We start from the raw sequence: 20,531 nt of genomic DNA on the forward strand, positions 1-20,531 counted from the left end.
TCGGGTAATGTCTTCCACGCACTCCAGCGCCCGTAGCTCAACGGATAGAGCATCTGACTACGGATCAGAAGGTTGCAGGTTCGAGTCCTGCCGGGCGCGCTCGTTGAGACAGCGACGCAGAAGGCCCCCGCCCACCACGGCGGGGGCCTTCTGCGTCGCTGTCTCGTCCTCGTGTCTGTCCCGAGGCTCGCTGGGACCAGGAAACCTGCAACAAGCGAAGTTTCCATATTTCAAACCTGGAAAGCCTGCTCGTTGTAGGTTTCTGACTGTGCAAGGAGTTGACCTCGACGCTGTGGTCGCGGCCATGCGAGCCGAGGGCAACGACTTGGCGGACGTCGAGGCGAAGCGGGCCCTGGACGGGTTCCCCGACTCCATCGCTGAGACCCTGTCGGCCTTCAGCAACACGCCCGGCGGTGGGCTTCTGGTCCTCGGCCTGGATGAGCGCTCCGGCTTCTCCTCGGTGGGCGTGTACGACCACGTCAGGGCTCAGGCGGCCCTGGCGAGTGCCGCTCGGCGAAAGGTCGACCCTCCAGCCACTTTCACCAGTGAGGCCGTCGACTTCGAGGGTCATCGGCTCGTCGTGGCGCGGGTCCACGAGGTCTCCTCCGCCCACAAGCCGTGCCGTGTCAAGGCTTCTGGCAGGGCGTACCTGCGTTCTTACGACGGTGACTACCCCCTGAGCGCCGTGGAGGAGCAAGCGCTGCTCGCAGGGCGAGGCACCCCCCGCTTCGACGATGAGCCGGTCGCAGGCGCTGCCTATGAAGATCTCTCGAAGGATCTCGTCGAGTCCTACGTCGAGGCGTGCCGAGCGACACCCGGGCCGCTCGCGACGATGAGCGACCAGGAGGTGCTGTTCCGGACGGGTGTGCTCGTCGGCGATGAGCGCACGCCCTCGGTGGCTGGTCTCCTGCTGCTCGGCGTCTACCCCCAGCAGTTCCTTCCGAACATCGTCATCCAGGCATCCTCGGCACCGCACCCCTCGGACCCTCCAGGAACCAGGGCCGGGGACGCTGCGCGCTTCGACGGGCCGATCCCCAGGATGCTCGACGAGGCGTTGCGCTGGATCCAGCGCAACACGCGTCGGCGCTTGCGGTCGGGAGCCGACGGTCACAACCGTGACGAACCCGAGTATCCGACCGTCGCCGTCCGTGAGCTCCTGAGCAACGCGCTCATTCATCGCGACCTGGGCCCGCACGCCATGGCCGAAGCGATCACGGTGAAGCTCGAGCCTCGGCAACTGGTCATCGCCAACCCGGGCGGGCTCTACAGCCTCACCGTCGACCGCCTCGGGAAGGAGGGGGTCTCATCGCTCAGGAACCAGAGGCTCGCCCGCATCGGCCAGAACGTGCGCATCAGTTCCGGGAACGCGCGCGTGGTGGAGGCGCTCGCCACGGGGATCCCGACGGTGCTGGCCGAGCTCACCGCGGCGGGCATGACCAAGCCCCGCTTCCACGACCAGGCGATCCGCTTCGCGGTGCAGGTGCCGAACCACACGCTCCTAGGAGCGGACGACCTGGCCTGGCTCGCGCGGCTGTCCTCCGCTGCTGACCTCAGCGACGTCCATAGGCATGCGCTCGTGATCATGAGGCACGGTGGCGAGCTCACGAACCGAGCCCTCAGGGAGACGTTCCCCATGGACTCCCGCGAGGCGCAGGCCACCCTCCGCAGCTTGGTCGACCTCGGTCTCGTGGACGGCGTCGGTCTGGCGGGCGGCCGCACCTACCGCCTGGCTGCTCGGGCTTCGCTGGCTGGCGAGTCTCTTGCGCACACGGACACCACGCCATCGGCGACTGCGACGGAGGTGGCGGTGCCCACTCCCCCCATCCGCGGGAGGCAGGTGGCGCCACGACACCCAGGAGCACGGGCGGAGAACATCGAGCGGATCCTGGACGTCCTCCGAGCCGGCGAAGCCACGGCCGCTGAGTTGGTGGATCGAGCGGCGCTGACCCCGAACCAGGTGTCGTACGCGCTGCGGCAGGGGGTTGCGGAGGGCGTCGTGGTGCGCCGCGGAGGCCAGGGACGCCGGACGACCTACAGCACTCCCGCACGAGAGTGACGAGGGCTGCGGCTCTGCCCCTCGTGCGCTCCGGCGCCTGACTACGGATCAGACAGCTCCAGTCCGAGCCCTGGCGGGGGCCTTCTGCGTGGAGGTGTCGGTGGCGGCTCGACATGGCGTTCAGCGAGGCGATCCCCCACAGCGGCTCGGCGCTGAGCAGCGTGACAGGAGTTCAGCATCGAAGGGTGGGGCCTTGCGGGGTGAGTCGGGCCAGTCCGGGATCGAATTCCCCCGGGGGAGTCCTGCCGTGCTCGACGCAGCCGGAGCGAGGCGGTGACCAGCAGCACGTCCCGACGGGGATGGTCCTGAGCGGTGGTGCAGCTGGTCCAGAGCCACTTCCTCCCACGCCCACGCGACTCGCGTGGACGTGGGAGGCGCCGGTCCAGGCGCACTGCTGAGACGCGCACCGCGTCGCCCACAGGTTTCTGTGCACTGCAGGAGCACAGAACGAGCTCTTGTGGTGAGCATCAGAACAGTGGCAGCCTGTGCGGGCAGGTCACGAAGGCGGGCTGACGTCGAGGGGAGCCGTGGTGGCGCGAGCCGAGCGTGAGCTCCCGGCACCGTCAGCCGTGGACGACCAGCTCCCGCTGGCCGACCTCCTCGTCGCTGACTTCTCCCGGGTGCTGGCGGGCCCGCTGGCCACGATGCACCTGGCCGACCTCGGCGCCCGCGTCATCAAGGTCGAGCGGCCCGGCGCCGGAGACGAGACCCGCCGCTGGGGACCGCCCTTCGGCGCGACCGGCGCCACCTATTTCGAGAGCGTCAACCGCAACAAGGAGTCGGTCTGCCTGGACCTGGCCACTGAGGGCGACCGCGCCCTCGCCCGGGAGCTGGCGCTGCGCGCGGACGTCCTCGTGCAGAACTTCCGGCCCGGCGCGATGGAGGCGATGGGCCTGGGCCTGGCCGACCTGCGCCGGGCCAACCCGCGCCTGGTGACCGTCTCCATCAGCGGCTTCGGTGAGGCGGGTGGTGCGGAGCTGCCGGGCTACGACTTCGTGGTGCAGGCCCTCGGCGGCCTCATGCACATCACCGGCGAGGCCGGCGGCGAGCCCCAGAAGGCCGGCGTCGCCGTCGTCGACGTCCTGTGCGGCAAGGACGCCGCCCTCGGCGTCCTCGCCGCCCTGGTGCGCCGCGGGGTGACGGGCCGCGGGGGGCACGTCGAGGTGAACCTCCTCTCCAGCCTGCAGACCGCGCTGGTCAACCAGGTGCAGGCCGTCGTGGGCGCCGGTGTCGAACCCACCCGCGCCGGAAGCCACCACCCCTCCATCGCCCCCTACGAGCTGCTCGCCTGCGCCGACGGCCAGCTCGCCGTCGCCTGCGGCACCGACGGCATGTTCCGCCGCCTCGGCGGGGAGCTCGGCCTGCCCGCCCTGGCGGACGACCCCCGCTTCGCGACCAACAGCGACCGCGTCGCCCACCGCCCCGAGCTGCGCCGCGTGCTCGAGGAGCGCCTGGCCGCAGCCCCCGCCCGTGAGTGGGAGGAGCGCCTGCTCGCCGTCGGTGTGCCCGCCGGCCGCGTCGCGAGCATCGGCCAGGGCCTGCGCCTGGCGGAGTCGCTGGGCCTGGAGCCGCTCCTCGACGTCGTCGACGGCACCGGTCGCACGGTCGGCCGGCAGGTGCGCAGCCCCATCACGATCACCCCCTCCCCGCCCGCACCGCGCCGGGCGCCCCCGGCGCTGGGCGAGCACGAGGACCCCCTGCGGACCTGGTTGTCCGCTCCCCGCGCCACCGTCCCCGCACCGTCGTCCGAGGAGTCCTGATGAGCAGCACGCTCGACCGTCCGACCGCCTCCGCCGCCACGACGACCCCGGAGGTGGCCGCGCAGGCCGCCAAGCCGCCCGCCGAGCCGCGCCCGCACCTGCTGGGGCTGGAGGGCCTGCTCAGCGACGCCGAGCGCGAGGTCAGCCGCACGGTCGCGGCCTTCGTCGACGCCGAGGTGCGGCCGCACGTCGCCGAGTGGTTCGAGAACGCCCACTTCCCCCGCGAGATCATGCCGCGGCTCGGTGAGCTGGGCCTGCTCGGGATGCACCTGTCCGAGCAGGGCTGTCCCGGGCGCAGCGCCGTCGAGTACGGCCTGGCCGCCCTGGAGCTGGAGGCCGGGGACTCCGGCCTGCGCACCGCCGTCAGCGTGCAGGGCTCCCTGGCCATGAGCGCCATCGCCAAGCACGGCTCGGCCGAGCAGAAGGCCCAGTGGCTGCCCGGCATGGCCGCCGGCCGCATCATCGGCTGCTTCGGCCTCACCGAGCCCACCGCCGGCTCCGACCCCGGCAGCATGAAGACGCACGCCCGCCGCGACGGCGCTGGCGAGCGGGCCGACTGGGTGCTCACCGGCGCCAAGCGCTGGATCGGGCTGGCCAGCATCGCCGACGTCGCCGTCATCTGGGCCGCCACCGACGAGGGCGTGCGCGGCTTCCTCGTGCCCACCGACACCCCCGGCTTCACCGCCACCCCGATCCCGGCGAAGCTGTCGATGCGCGCCTCGGTCCAGTGCGACCTCGCCTTCGACGAGGTCCGCCTGCCCGCCGACGCGCTGCTGCCGGGCGCCCGCGGCCTGTCCGGCCCGTTCTCCTGCCTCAACGAGGCCCGCTACGGCATCTCCTGGGGCGTGCTCGGCGCGGCCCGCGACAGCTACCTCGAGGCGCTGCGGTACTCCCTGGAGCGCCAGCAGTTCGGCAGGCCCCTGGCCGGCTACCAGCTGACCCAGAAGAAGCTCGCGGACATGGCCGTGGGCATCGAGAAGGGCTGGCTGCTGGCCCTGCACCTGGGCCGCCTCAAGGACGCCGGCTCCCTGGCGCCGCACCAGATCTCCGTGGGCAAGCTCGACAACACCCGCACCGCCATCGAGATCTGCCGCGAGGCCCGCACCGTGCTCGGCGGCAACGGCATCACGCTCGACCACGCCGCCCTGCGCCACGCCAACAACCTCGAGAGCGTGCGCACCTACGAGGGCACCGACGAGGTGCACACCCTCGTCATCGGGCAGCGCATCACCGGCATCCCCGCCTTCCGCTGAGCAGGACGACGAGGGCGAGGCCGAGAGCGGAGGTGCGCCGGTGGACCTGCGCTGGCTGAGGGCTTTCGTCGCGGTGGCCGAGGCGCGGCACTTCGCCCGCGCCGCCCAGGGGCTGGACACGGTGACGTCCAACGTCAGCGCCCAGCTGAAGGCCCTGGAGGACCACCTCGGCGTCCGCCTCCTGGAGCGCGGCCGCCGCAGCACGCCCCACCTGACCGCCGCCGGTGAGGTGTTCCTGCCCGAGGCGCGGCGCGTGCTCGCGGCCGTGGAGCAGGCCGAGTCGGTGGGGCGGGCCGCGGGCCGCGGGCTGCTGGGGCGGGTCCGCGTGGGGTACGTCGCCTCCGCCGCCGCGTCCGGGGTCCTCGCGGACGCGGTCGCCCACGTCGCTGACGGCTCGCAGGTGGAGGTCTCCATCGAGGAGATGGCCACCCCCGACCAGGTCGAGGCGCTGGTGGCCGGCCGCATCGACGTCGGTCTGCTGCGGCAGCGACCGGAGCTGCCAGCCGCCCTGGCGAGCACGGTGGTCCTCACCGAGGAGGTGCTGGTGGCCCTTCCCGTGCGCCACCGCACCTGGTCGCCGGACCGCGACGACGACGGCGGCGGTGTCCCGGCGGCGGCGCTGGCGGGGGAGCGCTTCGCCGTCCCCTCCTTCGGGGAGGCCCACGACGCCCGGGACGAGGTCGCCGCCGTCGCGCGGGCCGGGGGCCTGGTGCCGCCTCCGGTCGTCGCGGTGCGCGACTACCTGGCCGCCCTGGCCCTGGTGGCGTCGGGCACGGCGGTGGCGCTGGTGCCGGAGTGCTTCTCGCGGCTGGCCGTGCCGGGGGTGCGCTGCGCCCGGCTGCGCGACGTCTCGCTGCAGACCCGCCTCCTGCTCGTCCACCGTGCCGACGAGCAGGCCCCCGCCGTCCTGCGCGTGCTGGAGGGCGCCCGCGCCGCCCACCCCTCGGACCCCTCGGCGCCTGCCGAGGGCTGACCCCCAGCGGACTCGCAGCGGTCGTGCAGGACCCGCGCGCCCGCCCGGGTCGAGAACGGCCGAGGCCCTCGGTGGCCGTGCCGCGGCGCCGGTGCCGCAGGTCGAGCTCGACCGGAGGTGGTGGCTGTGTCTCGTGCGCCCGAGCGGTCCTCGGAGCGGTCCTCGGAGCGCTCTGCGGAGTGGACGGCGGCCCAGCGGCGCACGCTGTTCGCGGGCGTCGGCGCGTCGGCGCTCGACGCGTTCGACTGCTTCGTGCTCGTGTTCGTCCTCTCGACCCCGGCGACCTCGCTGCACGTGACGGTCGTGACGGCCGCGCTGGCCATCACCTCCACGCTGCTCGTGCGGCCCGTGGGTGCGGTCCTCTGCGGGCCGCTCGCCGTCCTGCCGGGGTTCGTCCACCAGCTGGGCGACGTCATCGCCTCGCCCGGCGCGACCCTGCAGGCGTCCACCGCCTCCTCCCGCGGCGGGGACCACGGCCTGGCGCTCGCGGTGGTCGCAGGGGCGGTGGCGGTGGTCATCGTCGTCCTCACGTCCTCCAGCCGTGAGACCCGGGGGCGGACCTCGACCGGTCCCGCGGTCGCGCAGCACGCCGGGTCGTCCACCGCGTGGCCGTGGCCGCCCGCGACGCCACCCGAACGGGCGATCCACCCTCCCCGCGCCGGTGCCGATGCTCATCAGGGGACACCAGGGGAGGTGGAGGAGCATGACGGGCATCACGGGGGCGACACCCGGGGCGGCACCTCGTCCGGCGGGGGGCGTCGCGTCGTGGGAGAGGGCCGTGCGTGATGCCGGCAGCGCCTACGACAGGGCTGCCGAGCGCCTGCGGAGCTCCACCGTCCCCCCGGGCTCCGACGACGCCGGCGCCCGCGCTCGCGACAACGCCGCGGCGGTGCAGCTCGCCGCCGCCAGGCTCGCCTCCGCCCAGGCGGCGCTCACCCAGGCCAGAGCGGCCGCCGCCGAGCGCCAGGCCCAGCACCAGGCCCAGCGGCAGGCCGAGGACGTGCGACCGGCCGCGGCTGAGCGCGCGGAGGGCGCCCCGCAGGGGCGGCTCGACACCTACCTCTGACAGCGGGGGTGCGGGTGCGGGGCAGCACCAGCACCCGGTCGTCGGCTTCAGGAGGTGACCGTCGCGTCCCGGGGACCGTGGCGCAGCGAGTACTCCACACGGGAGAGCGCGAAGGCGTGGCGTCCCGACGGCCGGTACTCCAGGCGCACCGCCCCGGTCCTCAGCGCCCTGCGGACGTCGACGGGCGCCCCTGGCTCGGTCCCGAGGCGGACGACCGCCGTTCCCGGGCCGAGGAACGACCCACCCCTCGGCAGGAGGTCCACGGCGGGAACGCTGTAGGTGAGGGTGCTCGCGCCTCGTGCTCCACGGCACGACCCCTCACCGCCGTGCGGCTGGGCACCGCGACCAAGGGCTGCCACTGGTCGGCGTCAGCGCAGCTCACCAGCGCGACGACCTGCACGGTGACCGTCGCTGGACGTGAGGGCGGTGACGGGTCGGGCGCTGCACCCGCGTCCACCGCCACGACCCCGGGACCCTGCGGCACCGAGGCGCTGGGCGCCGCGAGGGCGAGCGGCAGCAGGACGACGAGCAGGCCCACGGCGGTCGTGCGGACGACCGACCGGCGACCGACCTGCGTCGGCCGGTGCGGTCGTCGGACCGACCGACGGTCGCCTCCTGTCGCTCCGGGACGTCGTGCGGGTGGCGCCATGCCTCGTCCTCCCTGTCCTTCCGGCCGCGTGGACCGCCTCAGTGCTGGGGGAGGAGCAGCGCGGCGAGGAGCACGAGCAGCGCTGCGCACACCGTGCCGGCCTGGAGGCAGGCGGTGCGGCGCTGGGAGCGGCGGACCCCCTCCGCAGCGGAGGGGGCAGGAGCTGCGGTGCTGGTGCTCATGGTCGGTGTCCACTTCGTGACGGGATCAGGCGGTCCCCCCGAGGGTGCGGTGGCGCGGCGCCTGAGCGGATCCGCCTGGGGGCTGCGGGTCGGTCCTCCGGGCCCCGACCCGGGGTGGAGGGCGCGCGACCGGAGGACGACGCGGCCCGTGCCGCTGGTCGACGCCCGGTGACCTCCACCAGCCGGCGACGACCAGGGTGAGGTGGGCTCGCCGAGGGTGCCGGCCGTCCTCCTCCTGGGGGCCTCGAGACGTGGGGGATGCTGGGCGGGAGCGTCCGAGCAGCAGTCCGAGCGACTGCTCCTGCCCACCACCGGAGGTGGCGCGTGACCAGCCCGACCCCGACCCCGCTCGCCGGCCCGGTGACCACCCCGGTGACCAGCCCGGCGCTGCCCACCACCCCGCTGGAGGCCGCATCCGGCACCGAGCGGTGGGCGCCGGGCCTCACCGCGAGCCGTCGTGAGCTCGACCGCCGCGCCCGCGCCCACGACGCCTCCCACTACCTGCTGGTGCCGCGGGTCGTGGCCACCGCCCGCGACGCCGCCGGGGTGGCCGCGGCGATGGCCAGGGCCAGCGAGCTGGGGATGTGCGTGACGTTCCGCTCCGGGGGCACGAGCCTGTCCGGGCAGGGCGTCACCGACGGGCTGCTCCTGGACGTCCGCGCCGGGTTCCGCGGGGTGGAGGTGGGCGACGGCGGGCTCACCGTGCGCGCCCAGCCCGGCGCCACCGTGCGCGAGGTCAACGCGCGCCTCGCCCGCCACCGGCGCGCGCTCGGCCCGGACCCGGCCAGCGAGGTCGCCTGCACCGTCGGCGGCGTGGTGGCCAACAACTCCAGCGGCATGGCCTGCGGCACCACCGCCAACACCTACCGGACGCTGCGCGCGATGACCGCGGTGCTCGCCGACGGCACCGTGGTGGACTCCGCAGCTCCCGACGCCGACGCGCGCCTGCTGCGAGACCGGCCCGACCTGCACCGCGGCCTGCTCGCGCTGCGCGAGCTGCTCCTGTCCGACCCCGCCGCCGTCGCCGAGGTGCGGCGGCAGTTCTCGATGAAGAACACCATGGGGTACGGCATCAACGCCCTGCTCGACCACGACACCGCCGTCGAGGTCCTCACCCACCTCGTGGTGGGCAGCGAGGGCACGCTCGCCTTCGTCGCGGAGGCGACGTTCGACACCGTTCCGGTGCACCCCCACGTCGCCACGGGCCTGCTGGTCTTCACCGACCTCGAAGGTGCCACCGGTGCCCTGCCGGCGCTGGTGGGCGCCGGGGTGGCCACCGCCGAGCTCATGGACGCCGCCTCGCTGCGGGTGGCGCAGGGGCTGGGCGACGTCCCGCCCGAGATCGCAGCCGTCGAGGTGGTCGACCACGCGGCCCTCCTCGTGGAGCTGCAGGCGGCCACCCCCGAGGCGCTGGAGGACGCGCGCGGCGCGCTGGCGCTGGTGCTGGCGGGCCTGCCGCTGGTGAGCCCGGCCGCGCTGACCTCGGACCCGGCGCGGCGCGCCGGCCTGTGGCACGTGCGCAAGGGCCTCTACACCGCCGTCGCCGGTGCGCGGCCGTCAGGGACCACCGCGCTGCTGGAGGACGTCGTCGTCCCCGTCGACCGCCTCCTCGACACCTGCCGGGGTCTGACGAGCCTGCTGGACGAGCACGGCTACGACGGCTCGGTGATCTTCGGGCACGCCAAGGACGGCAACATCCACTTCCTCGTCAACGAGCGCTTCGACGACCCCGCCGCCCTGGCCCGGTACCAGCGCTTCACCGCCGACCTGGTCGACCTCGTGCTCGGCGCCGGTGGCTCCCTCAAGGCCGAGCACGGCACCGGCCGGATCATGGCGCCGTTCGTGCGGCGCCAGTACGGGCCCTTCCTGCACGACCTCATGCTCGAGGTGAAGCGCCTCTTCGACCCCGCCGGGCTGCTCAACCCGGGCGTGGTGGTCGAGCACCGCCCCGACGCGTGGCTCCACCACCTCAAGACGGTGCCGACCGTGGAGGAGGAGGTCGACAGGTGCGTGGAGTGCGGCTACTGCGAACCCGCCTGCCCCAGCAAGGACCTCACCCTCACCCCGCGGCAGCGGATCGTGCTGCGCCGCGAGGCCGCCGCGGCCCGGGCCGCCGGCGACGACGACCTCGCCGCCGCCCTCGAGGCCGACTACGACTACGCCGGTCTGCAGACCTGCGCCGTGGACGGGCTGTGCGCCTCGGCGTGCCCGGTCGGGATCAACACCGGCGACCTCGTGCGCCGGCTGCGCGCCGAGCAGGCGCCCGCCGCCCTGGACCGCGCCTGGGCGGGAGCCGCCCGTCACTGGGGCGCCGCCACGCGGGCCGGCGGTGCGGCCCTGACCGCTGCCTCGCTGCTGCCCGCTCCGCTCGTGCGCGCGGCGACCAGCGCCGCGCGCGCGGTGGCAGGCGCCGACCGGGTGCCCTCCTACGAGCCCGAGCTGCCCCGCGGCGGCCGCGCCCGTCCGGTGCTGGGCGGCGCCGCCCGGTCCGAGCGAGCCGAGGCGGTGCTCTTCGCCGCGTGCCTCGGCGCGCTGTTCGGGCCCACCGCCGGAGCGCCGGCCCAGCCGCAGAAGCCCGGCGGCGGAGCCGCGCAGGCGCTGGTGGCCCTCGCGGAGCGCGCCGGTGTCGTGCTCGTGACCCCTGAGCAGCCGGGCTCGCTGTGCTGCGGCACGCCGTGGAAGTCCAAGGGCCTGGCCAGCGGGTACGAGGAGGTCGCCGAGGCGGTGGTCCCCGCCCTGGTGGAGGCCACCCGGGGTGGCGAGCTGCCGGTGGTGTGCGACGCCGCCTCCTGCGCCGAGGGGCTGGTGCAGCTGCTGCGCTCGCGGGCCCCGCGGGTGCAGGTGCTCGACGCGACGCAGTTCGCGGCGGACCACCTGCTGGGGCGGCTGGTGGTGCGCCGGCGCCTCGGCTCGGTGGTGCTGCACCCCACCTGCTCGACGACGACGGCGGGCACCACCGCGGCGATGCGGTCCGTCGCGGAGGCGTTCGCCGACGAGGTGGTGGTGCCGGCTGCGTGGGGCTGCTGCGCCTACGCGGGGGACCGCGGGCTGCTGCACCCCGAGCTGACCGCCAGCGCCACGGCCCGCGAGGCGCAGGAGGTGCTGGCGCGCCCCTTCGACGCGCACGCCTCGGCCAACCGCACCTGCGAGCTGGGCATGACCCGAGCCACGGGCCGGCCCTACCAGCACGTGATGGAGCTGCTGGAGGCCGCGACCCGCTGACCGACCTGCTGACCGACCCGCTGACCGACCGGTCGGCGGAGGCTGCGAGGTCACCGCACGTCCACCTCGACGTCCCCCTCAGATCTTGACTCGTTCAGGAACAGCGACCAGGATCGACCCCGATGGTGACCGACGGAGCCCGCGAGCGAGCGCTGGGCGAGCACGCCCTGCGCGACGCGGGGCTGCGCGTGACGCGGCCCCGCCTCGCGGTGCTCGACGCGGTCGGCCTCCACCCGCACGCCACGACGGACGCGCTCATCGCGGCCGCGCGGACCCGCCTGCCGACGCTGTCGCACCAGGCCGTCTACGACGTGCTGCGCGTGCTCACCGACGCCGGCGTCGTCCGCCGCATCCAGCCGCGCGGCTCCGTCGCCCGCTACGAGGCGCGCGTGGCCGACAACCACCACCACCTGGTGTGCCGGGCGTGCGGCTCCATCACCGACGTCGACTGCGTGGTCGGCGAGGCTCCCTGCCTGCTGCCCGGCCCGTCCCCGGACGGCACCGACCCGGCCGCCGGCTACGCGCTGGAGGAGGCCGAGATCACCTTCTGGGGGCTCTGCCCCGCGTGCGCGGCCCCCACCCCGACCCCCAGGCCAGAGCAAGGTCCCGTCACCAGAGAGGCACACCGTGACTGACATCGCGCAGGAGAAGGCGAACACCGCCAGCACCAGCGAGAGCGAGAACCCGGCGATCAAGCCGCCGACCCCGGTCACCGACCACCCCCGCCGCGTGCAGGACTGGTGGCCGAACCAGGTCGACCTGTCGGTGCTCAACAAGACCTCCCGCGACTCCGACCCGCTGGGCGAGGACTTCGACTACGCCGCCGCGTTCGCGGAGCTGGACGTGGCCGAGGTCAAGCGCGACCTCGCCGAGCTCATGAAGACCTCCCAGGACTGGTGGCCGGCGGACTGGGGCCACTACGGCCCGCTCTTCATCCGCATGTCGTGGCACGCTGCCGGCACGTACCGCATCGCCGACGGGCGCGGCGGCGGCGGCCAGGGCGCGCAGCGCTTCGCGCCGCTCAACAGCTGGCCCGACAACGCCAACCTCGACAAGGCCCGCCGCCTGCTGCTGCCGATCAAGCAGAAGTACGGCCGCAAGCTCTCCTGGGCCGACCTCCTGGTGCTCGCCGGCAACGTCGCCCACGACGACATGGGCCTGCCGACGTTCGGCTTCGCCTTCGGCCGCCGCGACACCTGGCAGCCCGAGGAGACCTTCTGGGGCCCCGAGGACGACTGGCTGACCAACGACCGCTACACCGGTCCCGACACCCCGCTCGACCTCGAGCAGGGTCCGCTGGCCGCGGTGACCATGGGCCTCATCTACGTCAACCCCGAGGGGCCGCAGGGCCAGCCCGACCCGCTCGGGTCCGCCCACGACATCCGCGTGACGTTCGGCCGCATGGGCATGAACGACGTCGAGACCGTGGCGCTCATCGCCGGTGGCCACACCTTCGGCAAGGTGCACGGCGCGGGCGACGCCGCGCTGGTGGGCAAGGAGCCCGAGGGCTGCCCCGTGCACGGCAACGGCCTGGGCTGGAAGAACGAGTTCGGCACCGGCAAGGGCGCCGACACGATCACCAGCGGTCTCGAGGGCGCCTGGACCCCCACCCCCACGCAGTGGGACAACAGCTACGTCGAGACGATGTTCAGCTACGAGTGGGAGCTCACCGAGAGCCCCGCCGGCGCCAAGCAGTGGAAGCCCAAGGACGGCGCCGCGGCGGACCTCGTGCCCGACGCGCACGTCCCGGGCAAGAAGAACAACCCGATCATGCTCACCAGCGACCTCGCGCTCCTGGCCGACCCGGCCTACCACGAGGTCATGGTGAAGTTCCGGGACGACCCGGCCTACTTCGCCGACCAGTACGCCCGCGCCTGGTTCAAGCTGCTCCACCGCGACATGGGCCCGCGCACCCGCTACCTCGGCCCGGACGTCCCGTCCGAGGAGCTCATCTGGCAGGACCCGGTGCCCGCCGTCGACCACGAGCTCGTCACCGACGAGCAGGTCGCCGACCTCAAGTCCCGCCTGCTCGACTCCGGTCTGAGCGTCTCCCAGCTGGTGCACACCGCCTGGTCGGCCGCGGCGTCCTACCGCGACACCGACAAGCGCGGCGGGGCCAACGGCGCCCGCATCCGCCTGGAGCCGCAGATCGGCTGGGCCGTCAACGAGGGCGTGGCCGACGTGCTGCCCGTGCTCGAGCGCGTCAAGGGCGAGTTCGAGGCGGCCACCGGCGCGAGGGTGTCGCTGGCCGACGTCATCGTGCTCGGTGGCACGGCCGCGGTGGAGAAGGCCGCGGCCGACGCCGGCGCGCCGGTGTCCGTGGGCTTCACCCCGGGCCGCACCGACGCCAGCCAGGAGCAGACCGACGTCGAGAACTTCGCCTGGCTCGAGCCCAGGGCCGACGGCTTCCGCAGCTGGATCGACCCGCGCACCAAGGTGCACGCCGAGCACCTCCTCGTGGACAAGGCCTACCTGCTGGGCCTGACCGCCAAGGAGATGACCGTGCTCGTCGGCGGCCTGCGCGTGCTCGGTGCCAACACCGGCGGCACCCGCCACGGGGTGTTCACCGACCGGGTGGGCGTCCTCTCGCAGGACTTCTTCACCACCCTGCTCGACCTGGGCGTGCAGTGGCGCACCTCGAAGGACGCCGAGGGCGTCTACGAGGGCGTCGGCGCGGACGGCTCCGTGGTGCGCACCGCGACCGCCGCCGACCTCGTGTTCGGCTCGAGCTCGATCCTGCGGGGCGTCGTGGAGGTCTACTCCTCCGACGACGCGAAGGAGCTGTTCGCGGCCGACTTCGCGAAGGCGTGGCAGAAGGTCATGGAGCTGGACCGCTTCGACCTGCACGCCTGACGGGCAGCGACCGCGCCCCGGCCACCCGGCCGGGGCGCGGTCGTGCTCCAGGCGGGCCCCGTCCCCCAGGATGAGGCGTGCCGCTGAGGTCCGCCGCCCTGTTCGCCGTCGCCGCCGCGCTGGAGATCGGCGGTGCCTGGCTGGTCTGGCAGGGGGTCAGGGAGCACCGCGGCTGGCTGTGGGCCGGAGCCGGCGCGGTCGCCCTCGGCCTGTACGGGTTCGCCGCCGCGCTGCAGCCCAGCGCGGAGTTCGGCCGGGTGCTGGCGGCGTACAGCGGTGTCTTCATCGCGGGCTCGCTGGCCTGGGCCGCCGTGGCCGACGGCTACCGGCCCGACAGGTACGACCTGGTCGGCGCGGCGGTCTGCCTGGTCGGCGCCGCTGTGATCGTGTGGGCTCCTCGCGGTGCCGCGTGAGCGGGCGTCAGCAGCCCAGGTCGACGTCGTCCAGGCGCACCCGCCCGGCGACGACGTCCGCAGCGACCTCCTGGATGGTGGCCCCGGTCGCGAAGGCGTAGGCGCGGAGCCTGGCCAGCGCGTCGGCCTCCCCGAGACCGAGCCTCACGCGCAGCATCCCCAGCAGCACCGGCAGGTCGTCGGCGGCGACGTCGGCGAAGAGGTCACCGCGCGAGCCGCGTGCCAGCAGCAGCCGCACCAGGACGTCGCCGAGGCGCTGCAGCACGAGGACCTCGGCGCTGGTGAAGGGGGCCACGGTGTCGCGGCCCACCGAGAGGACCCCCAGCGCAGCCCTCTCCGACCCGGGGGAGAGCAGCGGCACGGACGCGGTCGAGCGGACCGGGAAGTCGTCAGGGGCGCAGCTCAGGAGCAGCTGCCACGGTGTCCCGGCGGCGCGCAGGTCGTCGACGAGCACGGGGGCGCCGCACTGCAGGGCGTCGCGGCAGGGGCCCTGCTCCAGGCTCTCCTGGAAGTTGTCGAACCGCTGGAGCGTGAGGTCGGACCCCGCCAGCGGCAGCTTGCGCTCGGGGTCGACGACCACCGAGACGGCCACGCGGTCCCAGCCCACCACGGGTTCCACGGCAGCGCACAGGGCCAGCTCCGGGGAGGTGGCGCTGCGGTGCACCCCTCCACCCTGGCACCCGTTGTCGCAGGAGGCGGGGCGGCCTACCGTGGGTGCGGGTCGAGGCAGCGGCCCCGGACGACTCACCGGCGAGGCCTCCGTGCGACAGCACCCCCTCCAGAACGCCACCCACCACCGCCCGGCCCACCTCGGCCGGCCCGTCCAGCCCGGCCAGCACGCGCTCCGGTCCGACGGCGGACCCGACGACCTCGCAGCGCCTGCGGCCACCTCCGTCGCCGCCGTGATCCTGCGCTGGTCGGGTGGGCGACCCGTCGTCGGCCTGTCCGGTGAGGTGGACGTCTCCACGGCCGCCCAGCTGCGCTCGGTCGCAGCACTGCTGGAGCGCCACGGGCACCGGGCCGCGGTCGACGCCTCCGGGGTCACCTTCCTCGACGCGGCTGGCCTGCACGCGCTGGTGGAGCTGGCCGGTCCCGGGGGGTCGCTGCTCGTGCTGCGGCCCAGCCCGGCCGTCCTGCGCCTGCTGGACCTGCTCGAGCTCAGCGGGGTCGGTCCGGCCGTGCTGCGCGCCGGGCCGCGCGAGGAGGCGGTCGTCCTGCGCGAGACCGCAGCGGTGACCGTCCCGCGACCGTCCCGGGACCGGCCGACCGGCGGCTGAGCCGCCGGCTGCCCGCGGGTCAGCCCCGCCCGGAGGCGCTCCGCCCGACCACCAGCGCCTCCAGGCGGGACAGCGTCTCGGTGTTGCGCGCACCGATGAGCGGCGTCCGCAGGAGCCGGGGCACCAGCCGCCCCGGGCCCTCGACGGCGTCCTCGGTGAGCCGGACCAGCGTGCCGCCGTCGCGGGGGACCAGGTCGAAGACCACCCGCGCCCCGCCCAGCGGCCAGCTGCGCGCGGTGAGCACCAGCCGGTGCGGAGCGTCGGCCTCCTCGCTGGTGGTGCTGCCGCGCCGCAGCAGCGGCCACGCCCCCACCACCGGGTGCAGGCGCGTGCCCGGCCGCGGCCACCCCGGGTCGACCCGCCGCACGTGCGCGGAGCCCACCACGAAGTCCGCGTAGCTCCACCCGTCGGCCAGCAGCTCCCACACGGCCTCGGGCGGCGCCGCCACCCAGCGCTCCCGGACGCTCACCTCGTCGCCGCCCTGATCTGGCCGCGGCTCAGGTGAGCGCGTCCTTGATCTTGGTGGCGACGTTCTTGGCGCCCTGCACCCGGGCGCCGGCCGCGTCACCGGGGGTGCCCGGGCCCTGGTCGCCGTCGTAGGTGGAGAACAGCTCCGGGTCCGGCGGCGGCAGCAGACCGTCGTCGTCGGTGAGGAAGGCGGGCTCCGGGAGGTACTCGATCGGCTGGTCACCCACCAGCGCGGTCCCGGAGGCCCAGCGGCCCTCACCGGCCGCGCTCCCGTCGAGGGAGAACGACCAGAAGGTGTGGTTCTGCTGCTGGTCCTCCTCGCTGCCGCGGGAGTCCTCCAGGACGTCGGCCAGGCCGTCGTCGACCAGCTGCTGGATGCCGAGCAGCCACTGCTGCTGGTGGAAGGTGTCGCGGGCGAGGTTGAACTGGAGCATCGCCTTGACGCCCGGGTCGTCGGTCATGCCGTACAGGCGCGAGGTCTGCAGCCGGCTCTGGGCCTCGGCGGCGACGTTGGAGCGGAAGTCCGTCAGCAGGTTGCCGGACGCGACGATGTACCCGGCGTTCCACGGCACGCCCTGGCTGTTGGTGGGCATCGCGCCGCCGCCGGCCACGATCGCGTGGTGCGGGTTCTGTCCGCCGATGACGGCGGCGAGCACGGGGTTGGTGGCCACGGCCTTCTCGGTCACCTCGGCCGGAGCGCCCTCCAGGAGGCGCGCGACCATGGTGGTCAGCATCTCGACGTGCCCGATCTCCTCGGTCCCGATGTCCATGATCATGTCTTTGTACTTGCCGGGCATCCGGCAGTTGAAGCCCTGGAACAGGTACTGCATCATCACGGTCATCTCGCCGAACTGGCCGCCGATCAGCTCCTGCACCTTCATCGCGTACAGGGCGTCGGGCTTCTCGGGCTTGGCGGAGAACTGCAGCTGGTGGGAGTAGCGGAACACGGGTCCCCCTCGGGACGGGTGGTCCGCGCAGCGCGCGACGGCGGCGTGCGAGACCCGGGCGGGGCGGGCTGCGGCGGACCGTGGCGGCCGTGGTGTCGACCGCTCCCGACGCTAGGCCGACCACCCCGCTGGCGCACGCCGGGTGCTGCAGACGCGGTCCGTCTCCACAGAGGGGGTCAAGAAGGAGGGCGGGGCGCCGATGGAGGGATGAGCGCCGCACCCGCTGCGCTCGACCCCCCGGGAGGACGACGATGCGCAGGAGCGAGCAGCGCGACGCCGCTCTCGCCGACCCTCGCCCGCCGGCCGGCCCGGTGCCGCCGCAGGCGCGCGTCGAGACCCTCCCGCCGGCCGGCCCGGTGCACGGCCCCATGCCCCTCCCCGGTCCCGGCCTGCCCACCGACGAGCGCGTCCAGCGGGCCGTGCTCGAGGCGGGCCTGGCCTCCAGCCGCGCCACCCTCGTGGTCGACAGCCCCCCGGGGACGCCGGGCCTGGACCACGCGGTGGTCCTGTGGGCCAACACCGCCGCCGGTGAGCTGGTCCGCCGGGAGCCCTCGGCGCTGCTGGGGCGCGAGGTCGGCAGCTTCCTCGTGCCGCCCCGAGCCGGTGAGCTGCGCCGCGAGGTGCTGCGCGCCTCGCGCAAGGGCAGGTCGGTCGTCTCCGTCCTCGTCACCGACGCGCCGCCGGTGGAGGTCGAGCTGATCACCCTGCCCTCGCCCTCCACGGGGCTGTGGACCGTGGTGCTGGCGCGGTCGGGCACGCTCCCCGAGCGCCTGGCGCAGGAGCACGCCAGCGCCCAGGAGCGCCGCTTCGAGACGCTGGTGCGCCACAGCCCGGTGCCCACGATCATCTCCGAGGCCGGTCTGCGGCTCGCGCACGTCAACGACGCCTTCTGCGAGCTCGTCGGCGCCTCGCACGACGAGCTCCTCGGGCTCTCCTGGACCGCGCACGTGCTCGGTGAGGACCTGCCCGCTGTGCTCACGTGCGTCGAGCAGGCGCTCGCGGGGGAACCGGCGCAGGCGGAGGTGCGGATCGTCCGCGTCGACGACGAGGAGCGCTGGGTGCTGCTGCGCCTCGCCCCCGCCGTCAGCCCCGGACACGGCGCCGGGTTCGTCGGCACCGTCGAGGACTTCACCGACCGCCGCGCCTTCGAGCTGGAGCTGGCCCACCAGGCCCGCCACGACGCGCTGACCGGGCTGCCCAACCGCACCGCGCTGGAGGAGGACGTCGCGGCCCGGCTGCGCGCCGCGGACGGGCTGGACCCCGACACCTCGGTGATGACCTGCCTCTTCCTCGACCTCGACAACTTCAAGGTGGTCAACGACAGCCTCGGCCACGACACCGGCGACCGGCTCCTGGTGGCGGTCGCCGACAGGCTGCGCGGGGCGGTGCGCCCGGGCGACTTCGTGGCGCGCTGGGGGGGCGACGAGTTCGTGGTGCTCCTCGAGGGCGCCGTCGACGACTCCGCCGCGCTCTCGCTCGGGGAGTCCGTGCTGGCCCGCCTGGGGGAGGGGCTGGTGGTCGACGGGCTGCCCTTCAACATCTCCGCGAGCGTCGGGGTGGCCAGGGCCACGTCGCGCCACTCCAGCGCCGAGCAGCTCCTGCAGGACTGCGACATCGCCATGTACCGGGCCAAGGGCGAGGGGCGCAACCGGGTGGCCCTGTGCGACGCCGCCGCCCGCGAGGAGGCCCGCGACGCCCTCGCCCTGACGCTCGACCTGCGCGAGGCGCTCAAGGTCGGCAGCCTGCGCGTGGCCTACCAGCCGGTGGTGTCGCTGAGCGACCCCGCGGCCCTCCCCGCCGTCGAGGCCCTGGTGCGGTGGGACCACCCGGAGCGCGGCCCGGTCTCCCCCGAGCAGTTCGTGAAGATCGCGGAGGCGAACGGGCTCATCGAGGAGCTCGGGCTCTTCGTGCTCGACCAGGCCTGCTCGCAGCAGGTGGCGTGGAACGCCGAGCTCGGTGAAGCGGCTCCGCGGAAGGTGAACGTCAACCTCTCCGCGATCCAGCTCAGCTCCCGAGGGGTGGTCGACGACGTCGCCCGCGTGCTGGCGCGCACGGGCCTGCCGGCCGCGCAGCTGTGCCTGGAGGTGACCGAGACCGCCCTCGTCCACGACCGCGAGGCCAGCCGCGACCGCCTGCTGCGGCTGCGGGCGATGGGCGTGTCGGTGGCCCTGGACGACTTCGGCACCGGGTACTCCTCGCTGGCGTACCTGCGCCAGCTGCCGGTCGACTACCTCAAGGTGGACCGGTCCTTCGTGGAGGAGCTGCACCGCGGCCACCCCGAGGTCGCCTCCGCCGTCATCGGGCTCGCCCACAGCCTGGGGCTGTCGGCCGTGGCCGAGGGCGTGGAGCACCCCGAGCAGACCGAGGCGCTGCGCGCGCTCGGTGCGGACCTCGTGCAGGGCTGGCTGTACGCGCGGGCGATGGCCCCGGCCGACCTGGTCGCCTGGCGCCGCGACGTCAGGCCGCTGCGCCCCGGACGCCGAGGGGCCGGTGCGCCGTGACGGACCCGCTGGACGACGCGCCCGACGGGGCCGGGGACGACGCCCAGCAGCGTGCTGACGCCGCGCTGGCCGCCCTCGTCGACGTCGTCGACGAGCTCGCCTCCCGGCGCCCGGTGGCGGCGCGCATCGTCACGATGACGGGCGACAGCTCCGTCGGCTCGCCCGAGCTCGCCGCGGTCCTGAGCGGTGACGTGGCGCTCACCGCCCGCGTGACGCGCCTGGCCAACAGCGTCTTCTACGGGCTCAGCGGCCGGGTGCGCACCGTCCCCTTCGCGGTCACGGTGGTGGGCTTCGCCGCGGTGCGAGCGATGGCGGCCACCGCGGCGGTGGGCACCGACAGCGAGGGGCTCCTGCCCGAGGACACCTGGGCGCGCTCCGAGGCGGTGGCCGTGGCCAGCGGCGAGCTGGCACCGCTGTTCGGCGTCCCCGCTCCCGAGGCGTTCTGCCTGGGCCTGCTCGCGGGTCTGGGGCAGGCGGTGCTGGCCCACGCCGACACCACGGGCTACCGGGCGCTGCTGGAGGACGACGACGTGCGGCGCGGCGGGCGCCAGGCGCTGCTCGCCGCCGAGCGCACCGCCTTCGGGGTCTGCCACACCGAGGTCTCCGCCGCCGCGCTGAGCGCGTGGCACTTCCCCGACGAGCTGGCCGAGGCGCTGCACCTGGTCGACGCCGCGGGCCGCACCACGCCGTGGTCGCGCTGCCTGGCCACCGCGCTGGAGGCCGTCGAGCGAGCGGCCGCCCCCTCGGCCCCGCCGCGCGACCCGTGGCTGCTGTCCTCCGGCAGGGTCAGCGAGGAGAGGCTGCGGGCGCTCTCCGCGCGGCTGACCGTGAGCGCGCCCCCGTCGTCGTCGTCCTGAGCGGGGAGCACCTGAGCCGATCGTGACCCCCGGGGCTCCGCGCACGCCCGGCAG

Annotated in this window: 18 protein-coding genes and 1 tRNA gene; 14 read left to right on the forward strand and 5 right to left on the reverse strand. The window is 74.7% G+C overall.

Features of this window, described 5'->3' with window-relative positions; translation table 11 throughout:
* Positions 1 to 26 precede the first annotated feature (26 nt).
* The 7 genes from FMM08_RS16540 to FMM08_RS16570 all read left to right on the forward strand — a co-directional run bounded on the left by FMM08_RS16540 (position 27) and on the right by FMM08_RS16570 (position 7,108).
* Positions 27 to 99 (forward strand) — tRNA-Arg (locus tag FMM08_RS16540).
* A 169-nt stretch (positions 100 to 268) separates the two neighbouring features.
* A complete protein-coding gene (locus tag FMM08_RS16545) occupies positions 269 to 2,056 on the forward strand; it encodes an ATP-binding protein (RefSeq protein WP_222710857.1) in 1,788 nt (595 codons plus the stop codon).
* A 569-nt stretch (positions 2,057 to 2,625) separates the two neighbouring features.
* A complete protein-coding gene (locus FMM08_RS16550; RefSeq protein WP_147927483.1) occupies positions 2,626 to 3,816 on the forward strand; it encodes a CaiB/BaiF CoA transferase family protein in 1,191 nt (396 codons plus the stop codon).
* Positions 3,816 to 5,069, forward strand: coding sequence for an acyl-CoA dehydrogenase family protein (locus FMM08_RS16555; protein WP_147927484.1), 1,254 nt, complete (start codon positions 3,816 to 3,818; stop codon positions 5,067 to 5,069). Before FMM08_RS16550 ends, FMM08_RS16555 begins: the two co-directional genes overlap by 1 nt.
* Before the next feature lie 40 nt (positions 5,070 to 5,109).
* The gene (locus FMM08_RS16560; RefSeq protein WP_147927485.1) at positions 5,110 to 6,042 is read left to right on the forward strand and encodes a LysR substrate-binding domain-containing protein; all 933 of its coding nucleotides are present in this window, start codon (positions 5,110 to 5,112) and stop codon (positions 6,040 to 6,042) included.
* Between the two features lie 126 nt (positions 6,043 to 6,168).
* Positions 6,169 to 6,828 (forward strand): hypothetical protein, encoded by a 660-nt coding sequence (locus FMM08_RS24240; RefSeq protein WP_147927486.1) that lies wholly within the window; start codon positions 6,169 to 6,171, stop codon positions 6,826 to 6,828.
* A complete protein-coding gene (locus FMM08_RS16570) occupies positions 6,821 to 7,108 on the forward strand; it encodes a hypothetical protein (protein ID WP_147927487.1) in 288 nt (95 codons plus the stop codon). Before FMM08_RS24240 ends, FMM08_RS16570 begins: the two co-directional genes overlap by 8 nt.
* Positions 7,109 to 7,155: 47 nt before the next feature.
* On the opposite strand, the gene FMM08_RS16575 is transcribed toward FMM08_RS16570, so the two are convergent.
* Together FMM08_RS16575 and FMM08_RS23130 are read right to left on the reverse strand one after the other, a co-directional pair.
* Positions 7,156 to 7,371 carry a hypothetical protein gene (locus FMM08_RS16575; RefSeq protein ID WP_147927488.1) on the reverse strand — a complete coding sequence of 72 codons (216 nt, stop codon included), beginning with the start codon at positions 7,369 to 7,371 and terminating at the stop codon, positions 7,156 to 7,158.
* Between the two features lie 424 nt (positions 7,372 to 7,795).
* Positions 7,796 to 7,939, reverse strand: coding sequence for a hypothetical protein (locus tag FMM08_RS23130; protein ID WP_187279802.1), 144 nt, complete (start codon positions 7,937 to 7,939; stop codon positions 7,796 to 7,798).
* Between the two features lie 324 nt (positions 7,940 to 8,263).
* Here FMM08_RS23130 and FMM08_RS16580 point away from each other — a divergent pair, with 324 nt between their 5' ends.
* The 4 genes from FMM08_RS16580 to FMM08_RS16595 all read left to right on the forward strand — a co-directional run bounded on the left by FMM08_RS16580 (position 8,264) and on the right by FMM08_RS16595 (position 14,427).
* Positions 8,264 to 11,161: an FAD-binding and (Fe-S)-binding domain-containing protein gene (locus FMM08_RS16580; RefSeq protein WP_222710858.1), complete on the forward strand. Its 2,898-nt coding sequence runs from the start codon at positions 8,264 to 8,266 to the stop codon at positions 11,159 to 11,161.
* A gap of 122 nt (positions 11,162 to 11,283) precedes the next feature.
* Positions 11,284 to 11,796: a Fur family transcriptional regulator gene (locus FMM08_RS16585; RefSeq protein WP_147927490.1), complete on the forward strand. Its 513-nt coding sequence runs from the start codon at positions 11,284 to 11,286 to the stop codon at positions 11,794 to 11,796.
* The gene (gene katG, locus FMM08_RS16590; protein ID WP_147927491.1) at positions 11,789 to 14,014 is read left to right on the forward strand and encodes a catalase/peroxidase HPI; all 2,226 of its coding nucleotides are present in this window, start codon (positions 11,789 to 11,791) and stop codon (positions 14,012 to 14,014) included. Before FMM08_RS16585 ends, katG begins: the two co-directional genes overlap by 8 nt.
* A gap of 77 nt (positions 14,015 to 14,091) precedes the next feature.
* The gene (locus FMM08_RS16595) at positions 14,092 to 14,427 is read left to right on the forward strand and encodes a YnfA family protein (RefSeq protein WP_147927492.1); all 336 of its coding nucleotides are present in this window, start codon (positions 14,092 to 14,094) and stop codon (positions 14,425 to 14,427) included.
* Between the two features lie 7 nt (positions 14,428 to 14,434).
* On the opposite strand, the gene FMM08_RS16600 is transcribed toward FMM08_RS16595, so the two are convergent.
* Positions 14,435 to 15,091, reverse strand: a complete 657-nt coding sequence (locus tag FMM08_RS16600) for a GAF and ANTAR domain-containing protein (RefSeq protein WP_187279803.1) — start codon at positions 15,089 to 15,091, stop codon at positions 14,435 to 14,437.
* A gap of 97 nt (positions 15,092 to 15,188) precedes the next feature.
* Here FMM08_RS16600 and FMM08_RS16605 point away from each other — a divergent pair, with 97 nt between their 5' ends.
* Positions 15,189 to 15,704 carry an STAS domain-containing protein gene (locus FMM08_RS16605; protein WP_222710859.1) on the forward strand — a complete coding sequence of 172 codons (516 nt, stop codon included), beginning with the start codon at positions 15,189 to 15,191 and terminating at the stop codon, positions 15,702 to 15,704.
* Positions 15,705 to 15,723: 19 nt separating this feature from the next.
* Here the strand turns inward: FMM08_RS16605 and FMM08_RS16610 are convergent, their stop codons facing one another.
* Both FMM08_RS16610 and FMM08_RS16615 read right to left on the reverse strand, forming a co-directional pair.
* Positions 15,724 to 16,173, reverse strand: coding sequence for an SRPBCC family protein (locus FMM08_RS16610; protein WP_147927495.1), 450 nt, complete (start codon positions 16,171 to 16,173; stop codon positions 15,724 to 15,726).
* Positions 16,174 to 16,201: 28 nt separating this feature from the next.
* The gene (locus tag FMM08_RS16615; protein WP_147927496.1) at positions 16,202 to 17,119 is read right to left on the reverse strand and encodes a manganese catalase; all 918 of its coding nucleotides are present in this window, start codon (positions 17,117 to 17,119) and stop codon (positions 16,202 to 16,204) included.
* Between the two features lie 251 nt (positions 17,120 to 17,370).
* Here FMM08_RS16615 and FMM08_RS24000 point away from each other — a divergent pair, with 251 nt between their 5' ends.
* Positions 17,371 to 19,620, forward strand: a complete 2,250-nt coding sequence (locus tag FMM08_RS24000) for a putative bifunctional diguanylate cyclase/phosphodiesterase (RefSeq protein WP_147927497.1) — start codon at positions 17,371 to 17,373, stop codon at positions 19,618 to 19,620.
* Positions 19,617 to 20,477 carry an HDOD domain-containing protein gene (locus FMM08_RS16625; protein ID WP_147927498.1) on the forward strand — a complete coding sequence of 287 codons (861 nt, stop codon included), beginning with the start codon at positions 19,617 to 19,619 and terminating at the stop codon, positions 20,475 to 20,477. Before FMM08_RS24000 ends, FMM08_RS16625 begins: the two co-directional genes overlap by 4 nt.
* Positions 20,478 to 20,531: the final 54 nt, after the last annotated feature.

Origin of the sequence: Quadrisphaera setariae (assembly GCF_008041935.1) — a bacterium.
In the GTDB taxonomy this organism is placed as follows: domain Bacteria; phylum Actinomycetota; class Actinomycetes; order Actinomycetales; family Quadrisphaeraceae; genus Quadrisphaera; species Quadrisphaera setariae.

Excerpts from the sequence above, each read along its gene's own strand:
- FMM08_RS24000 (WP_147927497.1), top strand. The coding sequence starts at position 17,371 with ATGCGCAGGAGCGAGCAGCGCGACGCCGCTCTCGCCGACCCTCGCCCG.
- FMM08_RS23130 (WP_187279802.1), bottom strand. The coding sequence starts at position 7,939 with ATGAGCACCAGCACCGCAGCTCCTGCCCCCTCCGCTGCGGAGGGGGTC.
- FMM08_RS16555 (WP_147927484.1), top strand. The coding sequence starts at position 3,816 with ATGAGCAGCACGCTCGACCGTCCGACCGCCTCCGCCGCCACGACGACC.
- FMM08_RS16585 (WP_147927490.1), top strand. The coding sequence starts at position 11,284 with ATGGTGACCGACGGAGCCCGCGAGCGAGCGCTGGGCGAGCACGCCCTG.